General features: G+C 54.2%; 21 protein-coding genes. 3 read left to right on the top strand and 18 right to left on the bottom strand.

The window, feature by feature from the left end; genetic code table 11:
- Positions 1–128 precede the first annotated feature (128 nt).
- The gene (mnmC, locus tag EAH77_RS07315) at positions 129–2,165 is read left to right on the top strand and encodes a bifunctional tRNA (5-methylaminomethyl-2-thiouridine)(34)-methyltransferase MnmD/FAD-dependent 5-carboxymethylaminomethyl-2-thiouridine(34) oxidoreductase MnmC (protein WP_140471201.1); all 2,037 of its coding nucleotides are present in this window, start codon (positions 129–131) and stop codon (positions 2,163–2,165) included.
- Positions 2,166–2,234: 69 nt separating this feature from the next.
- Here the strand turns inward: mnmC and EAH77_RS07310 are convergent, their stop codons facing one another.
- The 6 genes from EAH77_RS07310 to prmB all read right to left on the bottom strand — a co-directional run bounded on the left by EAH77_RS07310 (position 2,235) and on the right by prmB (position 7,083).
- The gene (locus EAH77_RS07310; RefSeq protein WP_140471199.1) at positions 2,235–2,519 is read right to left on the bottom strand and encodes a YfcL family protein; all 285 of its coding nucleotides are present in this window, start codon (positions 2,517–2,519) and stop codon (positions 2,235–2,237) included.
- A gap of 32 nt (positions 2,520–2,551) precedes the next feature.
- Positions 2,552–3,109, bottom strand: coding sequence for an elongation factor P hydroxylase (locus EAH77_RS07305; RefSeq protein WP_140471197.1), 558 nt, complete (start codon positions 3,107–3,109; stop codon positions 2,552–2,554).
- Positions 3,110–3,310: 201 nt separating this feature from the next.
- Entirely contained in the window at positions 3,311–4,111 is an 801-nt protein-coding gene (locus EAH77_RS07300) for a sulfite exporter TauE/SafE family protein (protein WP_140471195.1), read from the bottom strand.
- Positions 4,112–4,158: 47 nt separating this feature from the next.
- Positions 4,159–5,013: a penicillin-insensitive murein endopeptidase gene (mepA, locus tag EAH77_RS07295; RefSeq protein ID WP_140471193.1), complete on the bottom strand. Its 855-nt coding sequence runs from the start codon at positions 5,011–5,013 to the stop codon at positions 4,159–4,161.
- 7 nt (positions 5,014–5,020) lie between these two features.
- On the bottom strand, positions 5,021–6,106 hold the full coding sequence (gene aroC, locus EAH77_RS07290; RefSeq protein WP_140471191.1) for a chorismate synthase: 1,086 nt from the start codon (positions 6,104–6,106) through the stop codon (positions 5,021–5,023).
- 44 nt (positions 6,107–6,150) lie between these two features.
- Positions 6,151–7,083 (bottom strand): 50S ribosomal protein L3 N(5)-glutamine methyltransferase, encoded by a 933-nt coding sequence (gene prmB / locus EAH77_RS07285; RefSeq protein ID WP_140471189.1) that lies wholly within the window; start codon positions 7,081–7,083, stop codon positions 6,151–6,153.
- Positions 7,084–7,299: 216 nt separating this feature from the next.
- Between prmB and smrB the strand changes: the two genes are divergently transcribed.
- The gene (gene smrB / locus EAH77_RS07280) at positions 7,300–7,839 is read left to right on the top strand and encodes an endonuclease SmrB (protein WP_140471187.1); all 540 of its coding nucleotides are present in this window, start codon (positions 7,300–7,302) and stop codon (positions 7,837–7,839) included.
- A 99-nt stretch (positions 7,840–7,938) separates the two neighbouring features.
- On the opposite strand, the gene sixA is transcribed toward smrB, so the two are convergent.
- The 4 genes from sixA to EAH77_RS07260 form a co-directional block, all read right to left on the bottom strand.
- Positions 7,939–8,421, bottom strand: coding sequence for a phosphohistidine phosphatase SixA (gene sixA, locus EAH77_RS07275; RefSeq protein WP_140471185.1), 483 nt, complete (start codon positions 8,419–8,421; stop codon positions 7,939–7,941).
- Positions 8,422–8,837: 416 nt separating this feature from the next.
- Positions 8,838–10,988: a fatty acid oxidation complex subunit alpha FadJ gene (fadJ, locus tag EAH77_RS07270; RefSeq protein WP_140471183.1), complete on the bottom strand. Its 2,151-nt coding sequence runs from the start codon at positions 10,986–10,988 to the stop codon at positions 8,838–8,840.
- Positions 10,985–12,298 carry an acetyl-CoA C-acyltransferase FadI gene (gene fadI, locus EAH77_RS07265; protein WP_140471181.1) on the bottom strand — a complete coding sequence of 438 codons (1,314 nt, stop codon included), beginning with the start codon at positions 12,296–12,298 and terminating at the stop codon, positions 10,985–10,987. Before fadI ends, fadJ begins: the two co-directional genes overlap by 4 nt.
- Before the next feature lie 167 nt (positions 12,299–12,465).
- Entirely contained in the window at positions 12,466–12,798 is a 333-nt protein-coding gene (locus tag EAH77_RS07260; RefSeq protein WP_140471179.1) for a YfcZ/YiiS family protein, read from the bottom strand.
- A gap of 418 nt (positions 12,799–13,216) precedes the next feature.
- On the opposite strand from EAH77_RS07260, the gene fadL reads away from it, so the two are divergent.
- Entirely contained in the window at positions 13,217–14,494 is a 1,278-nt protein-coding gene (gene fadL, locus EAH77_RS07255) for a long-chain fatty acid transporter FadL (protein WP_140471177.1), read from the top strand.
- Positions 14,495–14,577: 83 nt separating this feature from the next.
- On the opposite strand, the gene mlaA is transcribed toward fadL, so the two are convergent.
- The 8 genes from mlaA to EAH77_RS07215 are packed head-to-tail and all read right to left on the bottom strand — an operon-like array spanning position 14,578 to position 21,137.
- A complete protein-coding gene (gene mlaA, locus EAH77_RS07250) occupies positions 14,578–15,342 on the bottom strand; it encodes a phospholipid-binding lipoprotein MlaA (RefSeq protein WP_140471175.1) in 765 nt (254 codons plus the stop codon).
- A 32-nt stretch (positions 15,343–15,374) separates the two neighbouring features.
- Positions 15,375–16,586 carry a c-type cytochrome biogenesis protein CcmI gene (gene ccmI / locus EAH77_RS07245; RefSeq protein WP_140471173.1) on the bottom strand — a complete coding sequence of 404 codons (1,212 nt, stop codon included), beginning with the start codon at positions 16,584–16,586 and terminating at the stop codon, positions 15,375–15,377.
- Positions 16,583–17,119 carry a cytochrome c-type biogenesis protein gene (locus tag EAH77_RS07240; RefSeq protein WP_140471171.1) on the bottom strand — a complete coding sequence of 179 codons (537 nt, stop codon included), beginning with the start codon at positions 17,117–17,119 and terminating at the stop codon, positions 16,583–16,585. Before EAH77_RS07240 ends, ccmI begins: the two co-directional genes overlap by 4 nt.
- The gene (locus tag EAH77_RS07235) at positions 17,116–17,667 is read right to left on the bottom strand and encodes a DsbE family thiol:disulfide interchange protein (protein WP_140471169.1); all 552 of its coding nucleotides are present in this window, start codon (positions 17,665–17,667) and stop codon (positions 17,116–17,118) included. Before EAH77_RS07235 ends, EAH77_RS07240 begins: the two co-directional genes overlap by 4 nt.
- Positions 17,664–19,637, bottom strand: coding sequence for a heme lyase CcmF/NrfE family subunit (locus tag EAH77_RS07230; RefSeq protein WP_140471167.1), 1,974 nt, complete (start codon positions 19,635–19,637; stop codon positions 17,664–17,666). The genes EAH77_RS07235 and EAH77_RS07230 overlap by 4 nt, the downstream gene beginning before the upstream one ends.
- Positions 19,634–20,128 carry a cytochrome c maturation protein CcmE gene (gene ccmE, locus EAH77_RS07225; RefSeq protein WP_140471165.1) on the bottom strand — a complete coding sequence of 165 codons (495 nt, stop codon included), beginning with the start codon at positions 20,126–20,128 and terminating at the stop codon, positions 19,634–19,636. Before ccmE ends, EAH77_RS07230 begins: the two co-directional genes overlap by 4 nt.
- The gene (gene ccmD / locus EAH77_RS07220; RefSeq protein ID WP_140471163.1) at positions 20,125–20,403 is read right to left on the bottom strand and encodes a heme exporter protein CcmD; all 279 of its coding nucleotides are present in this window, start codon (positions 20,401–20,403) and stop codon (positions 20,125–20,127) included. The genes ccmE and ccmD overlap by 4 nt, the downstream gene beginning before the upstream one ends.
- Entirely contained in the window at positions 20,403–21,137 is a 735-nt protein-coding gene (locus tag EAH77_RS07215; RefSeq protein ID WP_140471161.1) for a heme ABC transporter permease, read from the bottom strand. Before EAH77_RS07215 ends, ccmD begins: the two co-directional genes overlap by 1 nt.
- Positions 21,138–21,177 lie beyond the last annotated feature (40 nt).

The following is a 21,177-nucleotide window of genomic DNA, read 5'->3' as shown; positions in this document are numbered from 1 at the left end:
GCACTCTAGCGTACAGTTGTACGCCGAACAAGTCCGATCAGCAATTCCTTGTGTAAATCGCAGTAAATTTGCGCGAGGTCAAACACGCCGTTAAACTTCGGCATCGCCTTGAACTGAGAGAGTTTCACGTGAGCCATTCCCCTATCCAGCCCGCAGAATTGAGTTGGAACGAACAGGGTACACCTGTTTCCCGACATTTTGATGACGTCTACTTTTCCAATCAAAACGGCTTGCTGGAAACACGCCATGTTTTCCTCAATGGCAACGGTTTTCCCGAGCGCTTTACCGAACATCCTCGCCCCGTATGTGTGGTTGCAGAAACAGGATTTGGCACCGGTTTAAACTTTCTAACCCTGTGGCAAGCCTTCGATGCCTTCCGCCAGCAGACGCCTGACGCGCCCCTGAAACGCCTGCATTTCATCAGCTTCGAAAAATTTCCGCTGTCATCCGTTGACCTGACCGCAGCCCTCGCGCGCTGGCCGGAACTGGCCGGGTATGCAGCTCAACTGACCGATCAGTGGCCGCTGCCGTTTTCCGGCTGTCATCGTCTGCTGCTTGACGGCGGACGGGTGACGCTCGACCTGTGGTTTGGTGATGTGACTACCCTGCTTCCGGCCTGTGACAGCAATATGAATCAGCAGATTGACGCCTGGTTTTTGGACGGCTTTGCTCCCTCGAAAAACCCGGATATGTGGACGGCCGACGTATTTTCCAATATGGCCCGGCTATCGCGAGCCACTGGCACACTGGCGACCTTCACGGTGGCGGGCTTTGTCCGTCGCGGTTTGCTGGACGCAGGTTTTGACGTCAGGAAAGTGAAAGGGTTCGGTGAGAAAAAACACATGCTCAGCGGTGTGATGAATAATCCGCAGGATGTGCCACATCCTGCGCCCTGGTACCGGCGCCCCGCAGCTGAAAAAACCACAGACATCGGCATTATTGGCGGTGGTGTCGCGAGTGCTGTATTAGCGCTGGCGCTGTTACGGCGGAATTATGTCGTCACACTTTATTGTGCCGACGAGCAGCCGGCCAGAGGTGCCTCGGGCAATCGCCAGGGTGCCGTGTATCCACTGCTTAATGGCCGCAATGACGTACTCGAACGCTTCTTTGCCCATGCATTCACCTTCGCCCGTCGCCAGTATCAGGCGATTGCCGCTCAGGGGGTGCCGTTTGATCATCAATGGTGCGGTGTCAGCCAGCTTGCCTATGATGAAAAAAGTCAGGGGAAAATCGATAAGATCCTGGAAGGTGACTGGCCGTCGGCGTTGGCAACCGGGCTGTCTCAGCAAGCGCTGACGGCGGCGGTTGGCCTGGAGTGTGGTAACGGCGGGATACAATATCCGCTCGGCGGGTGGCTGTGTCCGGCGCAACTGACCGCCGAATTGATTTCTCTGGCAGAAAAACAGGGATTAACCGTGCACTTTAATGAGCGGGTCAAATCATTGCAGTGGCTCGAAACAGAGCGCTGGCAGATGGATTTTACTGACGGAAAAACGGCCCAACATGACAGCGTGGTTCTGGCAAACGGTGCGGATATCACCGATTTCACGCAAAGCGCGATGTTACCGGTTTACGCTGTCAGCGGTCAGGTTTCGCATATTCCCACCACACCAACCCTGCAAAAACTCAAACAGGTGTTGTGCTACGATGGTTATATGACGCCTGAAAATCCACTCAATCAGCATCACTGTATCGGCGCCAGTTATCACCGCGCAGATAAGTGCACGGAATATCGCGAAGACGACCAGCAGCAAAACCGCCAGCGGCTGATTGACTGCCTGCCCGCCGTGGAGTGGCCAAAAGAAGTGGATGTCAGTGCAGGTGAAGCCCGTAACGGCGTGCGCTGCGCTACCCGAGATCATCTGCCAATGGTGGGTGCCGTGGCAAATTATGCTGCCATGCTGGCCGAGTATAAAAAGCTGGATATCGCCGTGAAACGCAATCAGCCGGTCGCCGATGCCCCCTGTCATCGCAATCTTTTCCTGCTTGGCGCATTGGGTTCACGCGGGCTGAGCTCTGCCCCGCTGGCCGCCGAAGTGCTGGCGGCGCAGATTGCAGGAGAACCTATGCCTGCCGACAGCGAGACGCTGGCAGCCCTTAACCCGAACCGCATGTGGATCCGTAAACTGATTAAAGGCAAACCGGTGATTCAGGAAGAAATCTGAAATGACAAAGGGCCGCAAGGCCCTTTGTTTTCAAGAATAGAATAATGTTTTCAAAAGAAAGTCATGCGGCTATTTTTCTTCCGGCAGTGAAGCCTGATACAGCGTCTCCCACATACCCAGAACCAGAACCTGGTCGCGTGGTGAAAGTTCACCGGCCTGAATCGCTTTATCCAAACCTTGCTGGACCAGGGCTTTCAGACCTTCGGCGCTGTGCTCGCCCTGCTCTTCAGCATCGGCTACCGCCACGGTCAAATGGCCTCGCAGATAGCCACTGGCAAACAACTCGTCGTCGCTGGCGCTTTCAACCATGTCGTCGATCAGCGTCAAAATCCGCGTTTCAAATTCTGCGATCATCAATCATCCTCTACTCTTCGATATTCTGAAATTCATTCAAGCGGCTGGAGTGCAGGGAAATCCTCAACCGTCAGTGGAGCGGTATTGTAAAACGATTGTAACGCTTTTATAAAGCGTGCCGGACGTGGCGGGATACCTTCGTGCAACATTTTTAACACTTCTTCACGGACTTTGTTCTGGAAACCCACTCGATCCGGCTCGCAGTCGCCGCTCAGATTGTCACAGCTGACGTTAAAGTTGAACCCCGCAGCGGCGCAAAACAGCCACTCATAGGACTGAGGTTTAATTTCAACTTTTTCGAATTCGCTTTGCGTCTGTGCATCACGCCCATCCGGGCAATACCAGTAACCGAAATCGACCAGCTTGTGCCGTTCAGCACCTGCCACACACCAGTGTGAAATCTCATGCATACCGCTGGCGTAATAGCCGTGAGCGAACACGATGCGATTGAAGTTTTCCTGCTCATCGGCCGGCAAATAAATAGGTTCATCGTCGCCTTTCACCAGGCGCACGTTGAATTCCTCAAAGAAACAGGAATCAAAAATCTCGATCAATTGATGATAATTATGTGTTGCGGTCGAATCTGACATAGTGGCAGTGAAACTCAGTAAGTAAATTCAGGGGCGACAATATAAACCTGTTTTAACAATGGCTTTTATGACTTTAGGCAAGTCAGAGACTGATAATATTTACCAGATCAATCACCCCAAATAATTGGCGTTGCAGCAAGGCGGCAAGAGAGTGGATCCCGATGAGCTGACATAAGTCAGTGATTCGGGGCCGCGGCAGCGTCAAGTATGCAGGATGATCCAGTGGTGGATTTCAGCGCCATGGTTATCATAGATAAGCTTACAGCTCATGACGACCGAGACAATCACCACCATCGGGCGGATCATTTTCTGCCCTTTGCTGAGTACCATGCGGGCACCCATTCTCGCGCCGAGAAACTGCCCTGCCATCATCACGAAACCCAGTCCCCACACGACTTTCCCACCGAGCATAAAGAACAACAAACCGCCAAAGTTGGAGGTGAAATTCAGCACCTTAGCGTGCGCGGTGGCTTTCGCCAGATTAAATCCGCAAAGCGTCACAAAACCCAGCGCATAGAAGGAACCGGCCCCAGGGCCGAAAAAACCATCGTAAAAGCCGACACAACCGCCGCCCACCAGCGCATAAGGTAAGGCCGACAGACGGCGCTGACGGTCATTTTCACCCAGTTTTGGTGTGAGCAGAAAGTAAAGCCCGATACATATGATCAACAGTGGTAACACTTGTCGCAGCATGTCAGCCTGCAAGCGCTGGATTAAAATTGCCCCCAGCACCGCACCGACGAATGTACAGCCAATATTTAGCTTTTGATCATTAAGATCCACCACCCCACGGCGTACAAAATAGAGACTGGCTGAAAAAGAGCCGCCCACGGCTGAAAGCTTGTTGGTGGCGATGGCTTGTGCCGGAGAGACCCCGGCCGCCAGCAGCGCAGGCAGGCTGATAAGACCGCCGCCACCTGCGATAGAGTCAATAAATCCTGCCAGTACAGCCACTAAAAACAGAACGCCTACAACCCAAGGGGCAACAATCAACCAATCCATTTTTCTTTCAGTCTCGCTATACGTGGCGAAGCGTTATTGGCGCGTTATTAAAGAACGTGCTTATCCAGCAGTGCCTGACAGGTTTTCGGTAACGGTGGTGGCTCTTTTTTCACTGACGTTCCGCTACCCGGTTTAGGCGGCAGGAACCAGCTTTGCAGCTCAGCACCGCAGCCATCGCCCGGCGGAGGTGGAGCCTGATCCAGACATTCAAGACTGCCCGCCGGACAGCGCAGACGCACATGCATGTGCGCGCGGTGACCAAACCACGGGCGGACTTTGTGCAACCACTCACGGTCACTGCCTGCATCAGCACAAAGCTGTTGTTTGATAGCTGCATTGACGAAAATACGCGTGACGTCGCTGTCCTGTGCGGCAAGCTTGATCAGCGTTTCGATACGTGGTTGCCATTGGCGTTGATTGACCGTCTTACCGTCGGTATTCACCAGATCAATGGGCTGAGGTTTGAGCAACATCTGCTCGCTCCAACGCTGACGCGGCAGTTGCAGCCAGATATCCACATCCAGACCAGACTGGTGGCTGGCATGACCGCTGCTGAAACGCCCACCGGCTGGCATCGCCATATCGCCAATCAGCATCGTGCCGAGGCCTTTATCATTGGCCTGCAGACCCAGACGCTTGATAAAAGCCAGCAGATCGGGCTGACCGAAGTAGCGCCGCTGATCGGTACGCATCACCTGATAGTCCGGTGAGTTAAGCGGTAACGGATGTGACCCGATCTGGCAGCCGTTGGCAAAGCCGCCAATCGCCTGCGGTGAACCGGGAATCGGTTGAGTGATTTTCTGCCACGGCGTCACGGCCATGGCAGGCGCACAAAGTACCAGCGCCAGTAAACCAGCACAGGTATTTTTGAGCACGTTGACAGTTATCAGTGCAGATTTCATCGGGGATTTACCAGCGTGGAACATCTGAGTGCACATCACCGTTTTGCGCACGCTGACGCAATAAATGATCCATCAGAACAATCGCCATCATCGCTTCAGCAATAGGGACGGCGCGGATACCCACGCAAGGGTCATGGCGACCTTTGGTGATCATTTCCACCTGCTCGCCTTCGCGATTGATGGTACGTCCTGGCACAGTAATGCTCGACGTCGGTTTCAGCGCAAGGTGAGCAATCACCGGCTGACCGCTGCTGATACCACCGAGAATGCCACCCGCATGGTTACTTTCGAAGCCCTGAGGAGTGATTTCATCGCGGTTTTCGCTGCCACGCTTGTTAACCACGGCAAAGCCGTCGCCAATCTCCACGCCTTTCACCGCATTGATGCTCATCAGCGCATGGGCGATGTCGGCATCCAGACGGTCGAAGACCGGTTCGCCCAAACCCGTTGGAACGTTTTCAGCAATCACTGTGATTTTAGCCCCCACAGAGTCACCGGCTTTTTTCAACTCACGCATCAGTTCATCGAGCGCTTCCAGCTTGGATTCATCCGGGCAGAAGAACGGGTTGGTTTCCACCAGGTCCCAGTCTTTCAGCTCGCAGCTGACATCGCCAATCTGAGCCAGATAGCCGCGCACTTTCACACCAAACTTCTGCGCCAGATATTTCTTAGCCACCGCACCGGCCGCCACACGCATGGCCGTTTCACGGGCGGAAGAACGACCGCCGCCGCGATAGTCACGCACGCCATATTTCTGCTCATAGGTGTAATCAGCATGACCCGGACGGAACACGTCTTTGATCGCGCTGTAATCCTGAGAACGCTGATCGGTATTCTGAATTATCAGACCGATACTGGTGCCGGTAGTCACCCCTTCAAAGACGCCAGAGAGGATTTTCACCTCATCGGCTTCGCGACGCTGCGTGGTGTAGCGCGACGTGCCCGGGCGGCGTCTGTCGAGATCATGTTGTAAATCAGCTTCGGTCAGCGGAATGCCCGGCGGCACGCCGTCAATGATACAACCCAGGGCTACGCCATGGGATTCGCCAAAGGTAGTGACGCGGAAAAACTGCCCAATACTGTTCCCTGCCATCACGGCTCCTTACATGTTGAATTAATGGTTAAGTGATGTCCTGATCAGTCACGGAACATTTTAAAGTGCTCTGCACAATCAAGCAGTTGCTGTTTAGTCAGCATGAATACGCCGTCACCGCCGTTTTCAAATTCCAGCCAGGTGAACGGAATATCAGGATATTGATCCATCAGATGTACCATGCTGTTACCTACTTCACAAATCAGCACGCCGTTATCGGTCAGGTAGTCAGGGGCGCAAGACAGAATTCGGCGCGTCAGTTTCAGGCCGTCACTGCCGGAAGCCAGACCCAGTTCGGGTTCGTGGCGATACTCCTGCGGCAAATCTGACATGTCATCTTCATCAACATACGGTGGGTTGGTCACAATCAGGTCGTACTGTAACGGTGGCAGTTCACGGAACAGATCGGAGCGGATTGGCGTAACCCAATGTTCAATGCCATGCGCTTCGATGTTTTGTTCAGCAACCGCCAGGGCGTCAGCGGAGATATCCACCGCGTCGACTTCAGTTTCCGGGTAGGCATAAGCACAGGCGATAGCAATACAGCCGCTACCGGTACACATATCGAGAATGTGCTGTGGTTTGTCGTGCAGAATGCCGGAGAAGCGGTTGTTGATAAGCTCTGCAATTGGCGAACGAGGGACCAGCACGCGCTCATCAACATAGAACTCCATGCCGCAAAACCAGGCTTTGTTGGTCAAATAGGCGACCGGAACACGCTCATTGACGCGGCGGATCACACGTTCAACAATACGATGGCGCTCGCTGGAGGTCAGGCGAGCAGAGTGCATGTCTTCGGGGATATCCAGCGGTAAAAACACGCTTGGCAATACCAGTTGTACGGCTTCATCCCACGGGTTGTCTGTCCCATGGCCGTAATACACATTCGCAGCGTTCAGGCGGCTGACGGTCCAGCGAATCATATCCTGGATGGTGTGAAGCTCACCGACGGCTTCATCAACGAATATTTTGTCCAATTTTCTCTCCTGACGGCACGCAGTCATTTAACAAGCGCTTAACCATGGGTTTACAGTGCATCGTTTGGCGCATAGTTTGCCATGAAGCCCGCCACAAATCAGCAGCTATAGGCCGTTCTTGCGAGATGTCCTGGAGAATTTAAGTCCGAGTTTCCTTTATACCAAGTGACATGCGCAGGTACACTGTTGAAATGACCTAAGAATGATGACGAATCCATGAAGAAAAAACATGCGCTTAGCCCGGAGGAAAAGACCCTCTTTCGCGAAGCCGTGCCTGGCACAAAACGCCTGCAAAATGACACCATTACCCACCGGCCACTGCGTAAAAAGGTGACGGCAATATCCCCCAAAAAGCTGCTTCAGGAGCAGGTGGACGCCAGTTATTATTTTTCTGATGAATTTCAGCCGATGCTGCAGGAAGAGGGGCCTGTTCGCCATCTCAGGCCTGACGTCAGCCATTTTGAATTGAAGAAACTGCGTCGTGGTGATTATTCGCCGGAGTTGTTTCTCGATTTACACGGCCTGACCCAACGGGAAGCCAAACAGGAACTGGGGGCGCTCATTGCCGCCTGCCGCCGCGAACATGTGCACTGCGCCTGCGTAATGCACGGGCATGGCAAACATATTCTTAAACAACAAACACCGCTTTGGTTGGCACAGCACCCCGATGTGCTGGCTTTTCATCAGGCCCCCAAAGTGCTGGGCGGAACCGCCGCGCTGCTGGTGTTAATTGAGCTGGATGACAAACTACAATAACCCCAAACAACAGACAGCAAAAAGGCACAGCGAGCTGTGCCTTTCCTTTTGGGCGACCGGTCCGTCATTCAATCATGTAAGCCGGAAACCTGTTTACCATCAGACCTTAGCCATCACCTGACAAGGGCTGAACTGCCAGTCAAACGTGCCTTTACCTGTTTGTGCATCAAACTCAACGCTAGCCATGGCAGAGGTCGCAAACATCGGCGGGCAGACTCCCGGGCATAATTCTGCCACCAGGTAGCCAACCAGCGGCAAGTGCGACACCACCATCACGGTAGTGATACCTTCCAGCGCCAGCGCCTGAAGTTCCTGTGCAACCGCAGCAGGATCCCCCCCCGGCGTCAGTTCTTTCAGAACTTCACTCTCAGCCGGTAAGGTCAGCGTCTGACGTAATTTCTCCAGCGTTTGCTGCGCACGTAAATACGGGCTGACCAGAACACGCTGAATATTGACCTGACGAGCATTTAGCCACGCCGCCATATGTACTGTTTCGTCACATCCGCATTCGGTCAGTGGTCTTGCCGAATCGCTGGCTGCTTCAAGAGCAGCCTCGCCGTGACGCATAATTACAACTTGCATATTGCACCGCTTTTGTTAACAAAAATAGCGCTATACAGAAACGCCTCGCGTGCTGTATCACCCTCTGCCCTATGCTTTCCTGGAAAAGCTTGCAGGGCAACCGCATGTACTACAGCCACCTAACGCGCCGTCTCTTTAATGGCGGGCGGGCATTTTGCCTGAAAGTTCTCGTAAAGAAAACGCTGTTTTTTACATCAACCGATACCGCTTGTAAACCACTTTGCTTAATTATTAAGCAGAATGATTATTTTTCAAACGCTTGCCATTGTACGCCAGGCGTCTGTCGCGGTAATAAAACACATTCAGCATCGATGCATTATGCTGAAAAGCATTTTATGTTCCAGCCTCCCGCGAAAAAGCCCCTCACACCGTGATACGGGTCACAGGATGATGAGCTTTTATGCCCAGTGTGATGATTAATCGTAAAAACGCTGACCTTCCTGCGCGCGTCTGACCAGCCCGGCACAGGGCGCAAAATGCTCGCCATAGTGCTGTTGCAGGCCCTGCAAGGTTTTCACTACCTCGGCAGCCCCCAACTGGTCGATGTATCGGAAAGGCCCGCCGAGGAAGGGTGGGAAACCAATCCCAAACACTGCGCCGATGTCGCCATCGCGTGCATTGCGCAGCACATTTTCATCCAGGCAGCGAACGGCTTCGTTGAGCATGATCATCACACAGCGTCGGGCGATATGTTCTCCCTCTTGCTGCTGTTTTGGTGTCACGTTGAGTAAGCGATAAATCGCCGGGTCGGCCTGCTTTTTCTTCGCCTGCCGGCCTTGCTGCGCATACAGGTAGAATCCTTTGCCATTTTTGCGTCCTTTGCGGTCGTCCTTCAATATCGCATCCAGTGCCGGAGGCGCGGCGAAACGCGGCCCGAGAGCATCAACCAGCACAGGAATGATTTTAGTGCCGACGTCGATCCCCACTTCATCCAGCAACTGTAGTGGCCCCACCGGGAAGCCAAAATTCACCAATGCGTTGTCGATATGTGCAATCGGTTCACCTTCGAGTAAACAGCGCGTTGCTTCGTTAATGTATGGCGCAAGAATACGGTTTACATAGAACCCGGCACTGTCACCCACCACAATCGCCGTTTTTCCCTGTTTTTTAGCCAGTGCCACAGTCGTGGAGATCGTCTGTTCGCTGGTTCCAGCATGGGGGATCACCTCGACCAACGGCATCTTATCGACCGGGCTGAAAAAGTGCAGCCCGATCACTTGCTCAGGTCTGGTTGCGTTGGCAGCAATAGCGTGAATAGGCAGAGAAGAGGTATTTGACGCAAAAATAGTCTGCGGCGAGGCATAATGTTCAATCTCGGCCACCATCTGCTGTTTCAGTGATAAATCCTCAAAGACAGCCTCAATCACCAAATCCACACGCTCGAAACCACTGTAGTCGGTCGTGCCGGAGATCAGCATCATCTGCCGCTGCTGCTCGGTGCGCGTTAGCCTCCCTGCGCGTACCCGTTTTTCAAGCAGGTCCCAGCTGTACTTCAGCGCGTGGCGGATGCCTTCATGATTAATGTCTTTTATCCGCACCGCCAGACCGGCACGGGTGGCAGTAACGTTAGCGATTCCCCCGCCCATCAGGCCGCCGCCCAGAATACCAATGCGCTTCAACGACAGCGGTTCAGCCCCGGCACCGCGCTCTTTTTTCAGGGCGGTGGAGGCGAAAAACAGCCCCCGCAGTGCCGCCGATTGTGGCGTTATGACCAGTTCGCCAAACGCCTGCGCTTCAGCCTGATACCCACTGGCGCGTCCATGGTCCAAACCGTTTCTCACGACGTCGATAATTTTTTCGGTAGCCGGATAGTTACCCTGTGTTTTTGCACGGATCTGCTTACGCACAAAGTGGAACAGTAGCGCTTTTCCGAGAGGCCCACCGACCAGACGCGCCTGCCACGGCAAGGGCGCGCGGGCCTTTCGCCCCTGCGCGACACGTTCAAGGGCCGTTTGCAGCAGGATGGCCTGCGGAACAGCGTCGTCGACCAGGCCCATTCTCTGCGCCTGTTTGGCGCGAATACTGCGGCCCGTGAGCATCATGTCCAGGGCTTTCGGCGCACCAATCAGACGCGGCAGCCGCTGTGTGCCACCAGAACCGGGCAGCAAACCGAGTTGTACTTCCGGTAAGCCGAGCTGCGTTTTATCATCCAGAGAACAGATGCGCGCATGGCAGGCCAATGCCAGTTCCAGCCCGCCTCCCAGGCATGCGCCGTGAATAGCGGCCACCACGGGAACGGACATTGCCGAAATATGGGACATGACCGACTGGCCTTTCTTCGCCAGGCTGCTCGCCTCTTCTGCCGTTTTGCAACCGGCAATCATAGTGATATCAGCACCGGCAATAAAAGAGTCCGGTTTGCCGGAAATAAGCACCAGCCCTTTCAGTTGTGGGTATTGTTGGGCTTTTTGCAAAACGGCACAGATTTGCTCAACGAATTCAGCTTTTAAGGTGTTTACCTTTTCACCGGGAACGTCGATGGTAATGATGCCGACATGCTGGTCGGTAAACGCCAGCGTAAAGGCTGAAGCGGGTGCTGTTTCAACGCCAATCATCTCGTCATTCATTCTGCTGCCTCCAGGATCATGGCTGCGCCCAATCCACCCGCCGCACAGGCGGTGGTTAACCCGAACCGCCCGCCACGCCGGCGAAGTTCATGCAATGTCTGCGTTATCATGCGTGCGCCCGTGGCGGCAAAGGGGTGTCCGTAAGCCAGCGAACCGCCCAGCACATTGAACTTATCCCAGTCGATTTCACCGATGGCTTGCGCACGCCCGAGTTTTTCACGGGCAAAAGTATCACTGGCAAACATTTTGATGTTAGCCAGTGTTTGAGCAGCGAAAGCCTCGTGCATATCAATTAAGTCCAGATCGTCAAGCGTAAGCCCCGCCCGATCAAGAGCCAGCGGTGTGGCATACGCAGGGCCGAGCAACATATCTTCCCAAACATCGATGGCGGCAAAAGCAAAGCTTTTCAGGTAACCGAGAGGTCTGAGGCCCAATTCCCGCGCACGGGATTCACTCATCATCAACACGGCGGCAGCCCCGTCGGTCAGCGGCGTACTGGTGGCTGCTGTCACTGTGCCGTGGCGACGGTCAAAAGCCGGACGCAGCTTGGCATACTGGGACAGTTCGGAGTTCATACGGACGTTATTGTCTTTTTGCAGCACGTCGCGGTATGGCGGAACCTGAGCCGTCATCACCTGCGCATTAAGGTAGCCGTTTTCCCAGGCCTGCGCGGCCAGGGAGTGTGACCGGTGTGCCAGTTCATCCTGTTGCAGGCGGGTAATGCCGTGGGATTTCGCCATCTGTTCAGCAGTGTCCCCCATTCGCAACCCGGTTGAGTATTCCGCCACCGCAGGGGGTACCGGTAACAGATCCCGAAATTTGAGTTTACTAAACAGCGCCAGACGTTGTGACAGCGTGCGGGCTTTGTTGACGTCCACCAGCACGCGGGCCAGACGTTTACTGACGCCAATCGGCAATACCGATGAGGAGTCCGCCCCCCCGGCAATGCCTATGCTGATGGTGCCGCTGATAATACTTTCCGCTACATTTGCCACCGCCTGAAAGCTGGTCGCGCAGGCACGTGACACGCTGTAGGCGTCGGTCGAGACACTCATGCCGGTCCCCAGCACAATTTCGCGGGCGATGTTTGGCGCTTCCGGCATCTGCACCACCTGTCCAAATACCAGTTGGTCGATGATTTTCGGGTCGATACCGCTTTTAGCCAACAGCTCGCTCACTACCATCTTGCCTAAATCCACCGCGGGAATGCCGTGATAGGCCGTCGCTTGTTTGGCGAAAGGTGTACGCAATCCGTCTACGATCGCAATGCGATCGCCTTCGCGTGTCACCAGCGGGATAACCTTGTTCATAGTGGCTCCGGATTAAGAGGTCTGACCTGATAGTTTAGTTTTAACCATATGTTTACATTTGGCAAAGCCTAACGTGACGAAGTGAGAGCAACAGCAAAAAAAAACCGCGACCTGTAAGGGCCACGGTTTCTTATCAATTCAATATTCTGTTATCCAGAAAAGATGAATTACCTTAATGCTAACTGAAATATCATGGTCTCAGCCTGGCAGGAGAACGTGAAGTCAATGTTCAGCTCGACACCCCCCTCAACTTTCTCCATACGGCTTTCAATCACACAAGGTTCTGATTCCACGCTGCGGGCTTTTTCGGTCAGGCTGTTCAACATCGCATTGGCCTGCGCTTCAGTTGCAAATACGTGGCTGTAAGAGGCTGTGCAATCGGTGTTATCCATGATGGTACCGACATCTACGCAGCAGCAGGCTGCGGTCTCTTCAGCGCCGCATTTATTAATGGAATGCAATGGCTTGGTGGATTTCGAAGATAAAGTTACGTCAGACATTATGTTCTCCCGGCACTGACCATCGCGATCGCAGGTCGGCCATTTTTGTCATTAAAAGGGGGTTATTTCAGCCTTTATTTTACGCCCGCAGCGGCCTGTCGCCTAGCACTTACTTTTTGTGTGACATTTAAGTGATTAAAATCACAGAAATAATAATGAGAAGTTAAATTCATCTCGAACATCCACCTGAAACGTTATTTAGTTCACCTCAAACTGTTTGTTTTTTGTTAAGCGGATCTAATTTTCAACATCAAATCTGAAATATATAAGAAACATCATTGCAACATACGCACAGGTCGGACCTATACTTCGCTCACTGGTCTGATTTGTCAGACTGAGAACGAACCCTACAATCCTGCGCTCATTGTTACTCCATGTAACATTGTTTGATAAAAAACATAAAATTGAGGTTTTGGTCATGAACCAGAAAAACCTGTTAAAAAGATCAGCTCTGGCAGCTGCAGTGGCAATTGTTTCATCAAATGTGTATGCGGCCGGTTTTCAGTTAAATGAATACACCGCAGCCGGTCTTGGTCGTTCGTTTTCAGGTGAAGGGGCCATTGCTGATAGCGCAGCATCCGGCAGCCGTAACCCAGCTACCATGACCATGTTCTCCCGTCCGTCTTTCTCCATCGGCGCAGTCTACGTTGACCCGAACGTCAATATTACCGGCCGTTCTCCTGTAACAGGAAACAGCACTGATGCGGATAACATCGCGCCGAATCAGTGGATCCCAAACATTCACTTTATTATGCCGTTGAACGACCAGTGGGCTGTAGGTGCTTCTGCCACCTCCAACTACGGGCTGGCAACTCAGTTTAACGACAACTACGCCGCCGGTCCTCTGGGAGGTGAAACCGATCTGACGACGGTCAACACTAACTTGAGCGCCGCCTATCGTATTAACCAGCACTTCAGTCTGGGTCTGGGTTTTGACGCCGTGTATGCCAAGGCCAAAATTACCCGTACTGCCGGTGAGTTAGGTCCGATCACTTCCCGTGGGTTGATCACGCCAAGTACCGAAGTCGCTGACCTGCAAGGTCACGAATGGGGCTACGGCTGGAACGCCGGCATCTTGTATGAAGTGGATGACAATAACCGTTACGGCTTTACCTACCGTTCGAAAGTGAATATCGACTTCAACGGCGACTATAAAAACGGCATTCCTGCGCGATTAGGCGGTACCGGTGGAAGTACCGTTCCGGGTGCACTGACCCTGAACTTGCCGGAAGTGTGGGAGATCTCGGGTTATAACAAAGTGGCCCCTAAATGGGCAATTCACTACAGCATGGCGTATACCAGTTGGAGCGAATTCCAGGAGCTGAAAGCCACCGGCAACAACGGCCAGACACTGTTTGAAAAACATGAAGGTTATCAGGACGCCTACCGCATCGCGTTGGGTACCACCTATTACTATGATGATAACTGGACCTTCCGTACCGGTATTGCCTTCGATGACAGCCCAGTGCCAGCCGACAACCGCACCATTTCCATTCCCGATCAGGACCGTTTCTGGATAAGCGCAGGGACCACTTACGCATTTAACAAAGATGCTTCCGTGGATTTGGGCGTGTCTTACATGCATGGCCAGACGGTGAATATCAGTGAGAAGGTCGCCAATGGTGTGCCGAACTATGAGTTCCAGGCCAAAGGGACCGCGATGCTGTACGGCGCGAACTTTAACTATACCTTCTGATACCTGCCGTACGTCGAGTGACAGAGACAAAAAAAGCGCCGCAAGGCGCTTTTTTATTGATCAGGTAAAATGGACGGAACCGATCAGTTCGCGGAATCGATACTGTCTAAATCACCCTGAATCACCGCCGCATTCGGGTTGTTCTGCGGCGTCAGTTTACCGCCACTCGCCAGGAAGTCATGACGCTGGAAGTAAGCTTCACGCATCATCAGGTAAGGGTCGGAAGAATTTCGCAGAATTTGATCGGAATCGAGCAATTCAGCACGGGTTTCCACGCCTTCAAGCACAAATTTACCGGCCGACATCCAGAATGTCAGGTAGCTGAGCATCGGGTAGAGGTAATCCACCGTGTCGCCACCTTCATCACGCAGTGTGAAACTGCCATAAGCCGGAAGCTGAACGTAAGGACCATAGCCAACGCCATAATGCGCGAGCGTTGTACCAAAACCGCGTTTCTCTTCTTTCGCCAGTTTTGGGTTGGCCATTGACGCTACGTCAATCAGACCGCCCATACCCAGTAAGGTATTGAGGAAGAAACGGTTGAAGTGGATCATTGCCCGGTACGGGTCACCTTGTGCAAAGGCATTGACCATGCTGGCCGGTTCGTCGAGGTTATCGAAGAAGTTGGTCATCCCGTTACGCGCAGGCACCGGCACATAGTTTTTCCAGGCTACAGCCACCGGACGCAGTACATACGGGTCCATAATGTTGTAGTTGAAATTGAACATGGTACGGTTGAAGCCTTCAAGCGGATCGGAACGTCCCTGCGGTTCGCTGTCCGATGACGCACCGGCGCAGCCCACCAGCACGACTGTCGCAAACGCCAGCCCAGTCAGGCGTAAGTTCATGGTTATCTCCCTATTTTTCTTCGGTTCCGCTTTCAGGGAACCTGCTGATTAATCTCAATGCTGACCTGTCCATTGCCGGAAAAATCAGTCAGCGAACTGTCACCGTACCAGTCGCCTTTCGATGGCGTGGCCAGACCGTTTGGTGAAATTCGAACGCGTACTTTTAACTGATGCAGTGAAGAAAGCAATCTTTGCGGCATCATGGCGTTGCTGTCATCCATGGTCATGGCCAACGGGAACCGGCTCAGTGGCAACTTTTTCACCGCGACCGGAACCGGGTTGCTGCCATCGGTCACCGATATAAACACAGTACCTTGTTGGGGAAGCTGTTTGGCCACTTCCACAGACAGAGTAACATTGATGCCGAGACTGACATTCCCCTGCCCGGACTTTACCCTGGCCTGTTCAATACTGGCGCGAACCATATCGCCACGCTTATCACCGGGGGGCAAAATTTTCAGCATCAACTGCCACGCGCCGATGGCCTGCGGATAATGACCCTGCTCAAATTCATTGTAGGCCAGCAGGCTCAATACGCGTAAATTAGCCTGATTCTGCTCCAGCATACTGCGTAAGAGTTTACTGCCGCTAATATTATCTTGCGGATCTGCAGAGCGGGTTAATACTTCGGCATAACCGAGCTTAATCTCCGCATCACTCGGAGAAAGCTGATAGGCGTGGGCGAAGGCCTGCGTCGCGGTACTGGCATTATTGAGTGCCATTCCGACACGCCCCAGCAGCATCCAGTCTTTGGCATTCGACGGGTCTTTTTGCAAATCAGTGCGCAACCCTAAGCCTAAATCCTGCACGTCCATGATGGTCAGCGGTGGCGAATTCTCATCGGCAATGCGGTGGCGCAGATCCGGCATCCGCGCCATAATTTGATTCCATGCACTCACCTGCCCCAGACCGCCGACATAGAAATAGAAGCCCAGCGTCACCAATACCAGCAATAGCGTACCCGGCACCAGCGTCCAGCGGCCAATTGGCTGCCCGACACGAGTGGCCTGTTCAGGAATATCGCTCAGCAGGTTCTCCTGCAATTCACGGATATGCTGCGGCCGCTCATCGACGACACCCTGATCTTCGTCCTGCTCAAGTTCGCTCAGGCGATGTTGGTAAAAGGCTTTGTTCAGCGCATCGCGCGACGTGTGCTCAGCGCGGTCGCCACGCAACACCGGCACGACAAACAGTGCAACAGCAATCATCAACATCACTACAATGATCAGCCAAAAAATACTCATGATGCTTTCCCGTCACTGTCTTTCATCTTTATATCATTCAATAAGTGCGCCAGGCGCTGTTGTTCTGTTAATGAAAGTTCGCAAGGAGGTAGCGCCTTTTCGGCGGTAACATTCACCCGGTTTTTCGCGCTGACCAGCCCCCCCTGCCGCCGCGCCCGCATCACGATGACCGTCACACCCATCAGTACAAACAGCAGCGGACCGAGCCACAGAATAAGGGTCGATGGTGTAACCGGCGGTTCATAAGTCACAAAGTTGCCATAGCGCGCCACCATATATTGCACGATTTGCTCACGGCTCTGGCCTTCGTTTAGCAACTGATAAACCTTGGTGCGCATGTCAGCGGCAATAATAGAGTCCGATGCCGCAATGCTGGTGTTCTGGCATTTTGGGCAGCGCAGTTGTTCGGTTATCTGCCGGTACTGCTGTTCCTGCGCATCCGACTTGAACTGATAGGTATCGATGGCCGCGAACGCGCCAAAACTCAGGCACAGGCCGAGCAGCAGAGCCGCGAGCGATGAGCCCATTTTCATGCATCACCGCCATATTGTTTGTACAGCGGCATCACTTCCTGCTGCCATACTTTCTCATTCATATCCCCTGCATGGCGATAGCGGATAATGCCCTGCCCGTCGATCAGGAAAGTTTCCGGCGCGCCGTAGACCCCAAGATCCAACCCCAGCATCCCGTCGCCGTCATACAGACTCAGCGCATAAGGGTTGCCCAGCGTGTTGAGCCAGTTCACTGCCTTCTGGCGATCGTCTTTGTAATTGAGGCCGACCACGCGGATACCTTTGGCCGCCAGTGTATTCAGATATTCATGTTCGGCACGGCAGGTCGGGCACCAGGTCGCCCAGACGTTGAGCAGAATAGGCTTGCCGTCGCGCAGCACCGACTGGTCATAGGTTTTACCCGGTTGCGACAGCGATTCCAGTTTAAACACCGGCACCGGTTTGCCGATCAGCGCCGATTCGAGCAGCGTCGGATCATCGCCATTAGCATTACGGGTCAGTTGCACCAGAAAGGCCGCAGCCAGCGCCAGAAACAGCACAAACGGAACGAACAGGAGTTTGCGGTTCATGCTTCTTCACTCTCCGTTTTGCCCTGACGTTTGAGTTTTTTACTCATGCGGTAACGCGGATCGAGAATACAGAAGATGCCACCGACTGCCATGAGCAGGCCGCCGAGCCAGATCCAGCGCACGAAAGGTTTGTAGTACAGACGCACCGCCCATGAGCCGTCATCCATCTCTTCACCCAGTGCGGCGTAGAGATCACGCGCCAGATTGCCGTCGATAGCGGCTTCGGTCATCATGGTATGCGCCACGCTGTAATAACGTTTTTCAGCATGCAGCGTGGTGACCAGCTTACCGTGGCGGGTGACGTCAATATTGGCTTCGCCGCCGGAATAGTTCGAACCCTGAATGTCGCGCATATCACGGAAAACAAAGTGGTAATCATGGATATCCACGCTATCGCCGGCTTTCATGCGTACGTCACGCTCGACGCTGTAATTTTGGCTGAAGGCGATACCAATCACCGTCACCGCTACGCCAAGATGGCCGAGCACCATGCCCCAGTGGCTACGCGACAGATGCGTCAGACCGCGCCAGAAGGTATGGCGGTGGGTAGCGCGTTCGTGCAGCTCCATCAGCGTCAGTACAATCACCCACACTGACATCAGCAGGCCGACCACCGTCATGCCGATGATTTTATCCTGCAACAGCCACGGCAGCAGAATCGACAGCAACAACGTCACCACCAGCGCCACGCCCAACCGGCGCCACAGTTTGCTTGGCTCATCACGACGCCAGCGCACCAACGGGCCGATGCCCAGCAGCAGCGCCAGCGGCGCCATCAGCCAGGTAAACATGGTATTAAAGAAAGGTTCGCCGATGGAAATACTGCCCATGCCGAGCTGTTTGTGGATCAGCGGCAGCAGCGTACCGAGCAACACCACCAGCATGGCGGCAATCAGCAACACGTTGTTGCCGAGCAGATAACTTTCGCGCGAATGCAGCTCATGGCGGCTTGGTGCACGCACCGAGTTACCTTTGATGGCGTACAGCAGCAGCGATCCGCCGATGACAATCACCAGGTAGGCGAGGATAAACATACCGCGCGCCGGGTCAGAGGCGAATGAGTGCACCGACACCAGCACGCCGGAACGCACCAGGAAAGTCCCGAGCAGGCACAGCGAGAAACAGGTGATCGCCAGCAGGACCGTCCAGGCTTTGAAGGTGCCGCGTTTTTCGGTCACCGCCAGCGAGTGGATCAGCGCCGTACCGGCCAGCCACGGCATAAACGAGGCGTTCTCTACCGGATCCCAGAACCACCAGCCGCCCCAGCCCAATTCGTAATAAGCCCAGGCCGAACCCAGCACGATGCCGATGGTCAGGAAGACCCAGGCAGCCTGTGTCCACGGACGCGACCAGCGCGCCCAGGCGGTATCGAGCCGCCCGGCCATCAGCGAGGCAATCGCAAACGCGAAGGCGACCGAGAATCCGACGTAACCCATATAGAGCAGCGGCGGATGGAAAATCAGCCCGATATCCTGCAACACCGGATTCAGGTCACTGCCGTCCACCGGGAAGCCCGGCAAGGTGCGGATAAACGGGTTAGACGTCAGCAAGATAAACACCAGGAACCCGGCGGTGATCATGCCCATCACCGCCAGCACGCGGGCCACCGCATCCTGCGGCATACTGCGGCTAAACAGCGCCACGGCTAACGTCCAGCAACTCAGCAACAGCACCCATAAAAGCAGCGAGCCCTCATGCGCCCCCCAGGTAGCCGCCATGCGGTAATAGACCGGCAGGAGCGTGTTGGAGTTGTTGGCGACATAAGCCACGGTAAAGTCATTCACGACAAAGGCGTGAACCAGAATAATGAAAGCCAGCATGATGGTGGCAAACATGCCGTAAGAGAGCGGACGAGCCATCGCCATCATGCGGTTATCCTGCCGCGCCGCACCCCATTGCGGGTAAATACTCAGCAGTATTGCCAGACCTAAAGCCAGACAGAGTGAAAAAGTTCCCAGTTCCGGCATCATGAGCGGTCGCTTCCTTTGGAATTGCCAACGTAGTTCGACGCTGGCCCTTTGTGATTATCTTTCATCGCCGCTTCCACTTCCGGCGGCACGTACTTCTCATCGTGCTTAGCCAGAACCTGTTTGGCATCGACCACGTTGTTAGCCTGCATTACGCCCTGCGCAACCACGCCCTGCCCTTCACGGAACAAGTCCGGCAAGATGCCGTTATAAGTGACCGCAATCGCGCCGCGGGCATCATAAATTTTGAAACTGACCTGCAAATTTGTCGGGTCACGCTTTACAGAACCGGGCATCACCATGCCGCCAATGCGCAGGCGCTGGCCGACGAACGGCATCTCGTGGTTTTCCCCTTTGCCCTGCAGGATCTCACCTGGCGTGTAGAACAGATCGATGTTCGAGCGCAGCGCGTACATCACCAGCGAAATACTCAGCCCCAGCCCAACCAGCACCGCAAGGGCCAGCGAGAGGCGTTTTTTACGACGTGGATTCACAGTAACGTCTCCCCGGACGGGTCCGGTTTCACCGACACAGCGCTTTTTTCACCCGCTGCGCCCTGGCGTTTTTTAGCCTCAATATTGGACTGCACAATGCGTTTTTCACGTGCCTGACGACGGCGAACATCGGCCAAAATATATCTGCGTTGTAAGGCGGTGTGGACCACCAGCGCGGTGAGGGAAATCAGCGTCGCGGCGACAGAAAGCCAGACATAGAACGCGTAACCGCCCATGTTGAAAAAGGCCTGCCAGCTGGAAAATGCGGCGTTCATCAGCGTCGCTCCTTGTTAACCAGTGAAGCCACCCAGGGACGCAGGCGTTCCTGATACAAGATCAGGTTGCGCAGACGCATCAGCGTCAGGGTAATAAAGAAGAACAGATAGCCGAAGATAGCCCAGCGCAGAGGGTAGCGCATACTCGGGTCGATGGACTGCTGCATGTTAGTAGAACCCTGATGCAGGGTGTTCCACCACTCCACCGAATAGTGAATGATGGGAATATTGACCACGCCGACCAGCACCAGAATACTCGCCGCACGCCCCGCAAGACGGCGATCTTCGAAAGCGTTATAGAGCGCAATGGCACCGAGATACAGAAACAGCAGCACCAGTTCGGAGGTCAGCCGCGCGTCCCATACCCACCAGGTGCCCCACATCGGTTTACCCCAGGCGGAACCGGTCACCAACGCAATGAAAGTGAACACCGCACCCACCGGTGCCATCGCCGCCAGCGCCAGATCCGACATTTTCATCTGCCAGACCAGGCCGATGAAAGCAGCAATCGCCATCGCGCTGTAAATCCCCATCGACCAGATGGCCGCCGGGACGTGAATGTACATGATGCGGTAGCTGTTGCCTTGTTGGTAATCCGGCGGCGCGTAGCCAAAACCCCAGACCCAGCCGATCAGCAGACAGGCCACACCCAGAATGGCAAGCCACGGGATAAAGCGGCCGCAGACGTGATAAAGCCGTTCGGGCCGCGCAAGTTGATGTAACCATTTCCACATTGTTATCGTTGCTCACTCTAAATTTGCACTGTGTGGTATG

Origin of the sequence: Ewingella americana (assembly GCF_006438725.1) — a bacterium.
Classification (GTDB): Bacteria; Pseudomonadota; Gammaproteobacteria; order Enterobacterales; family Enterobacteriaceae; genus Ewingella; species Ewingella americana_A.
Note: the sequence above shows the minus strand (reverse complement) of the source record. Positions and strands in the feature narration are given on the sequence as shown.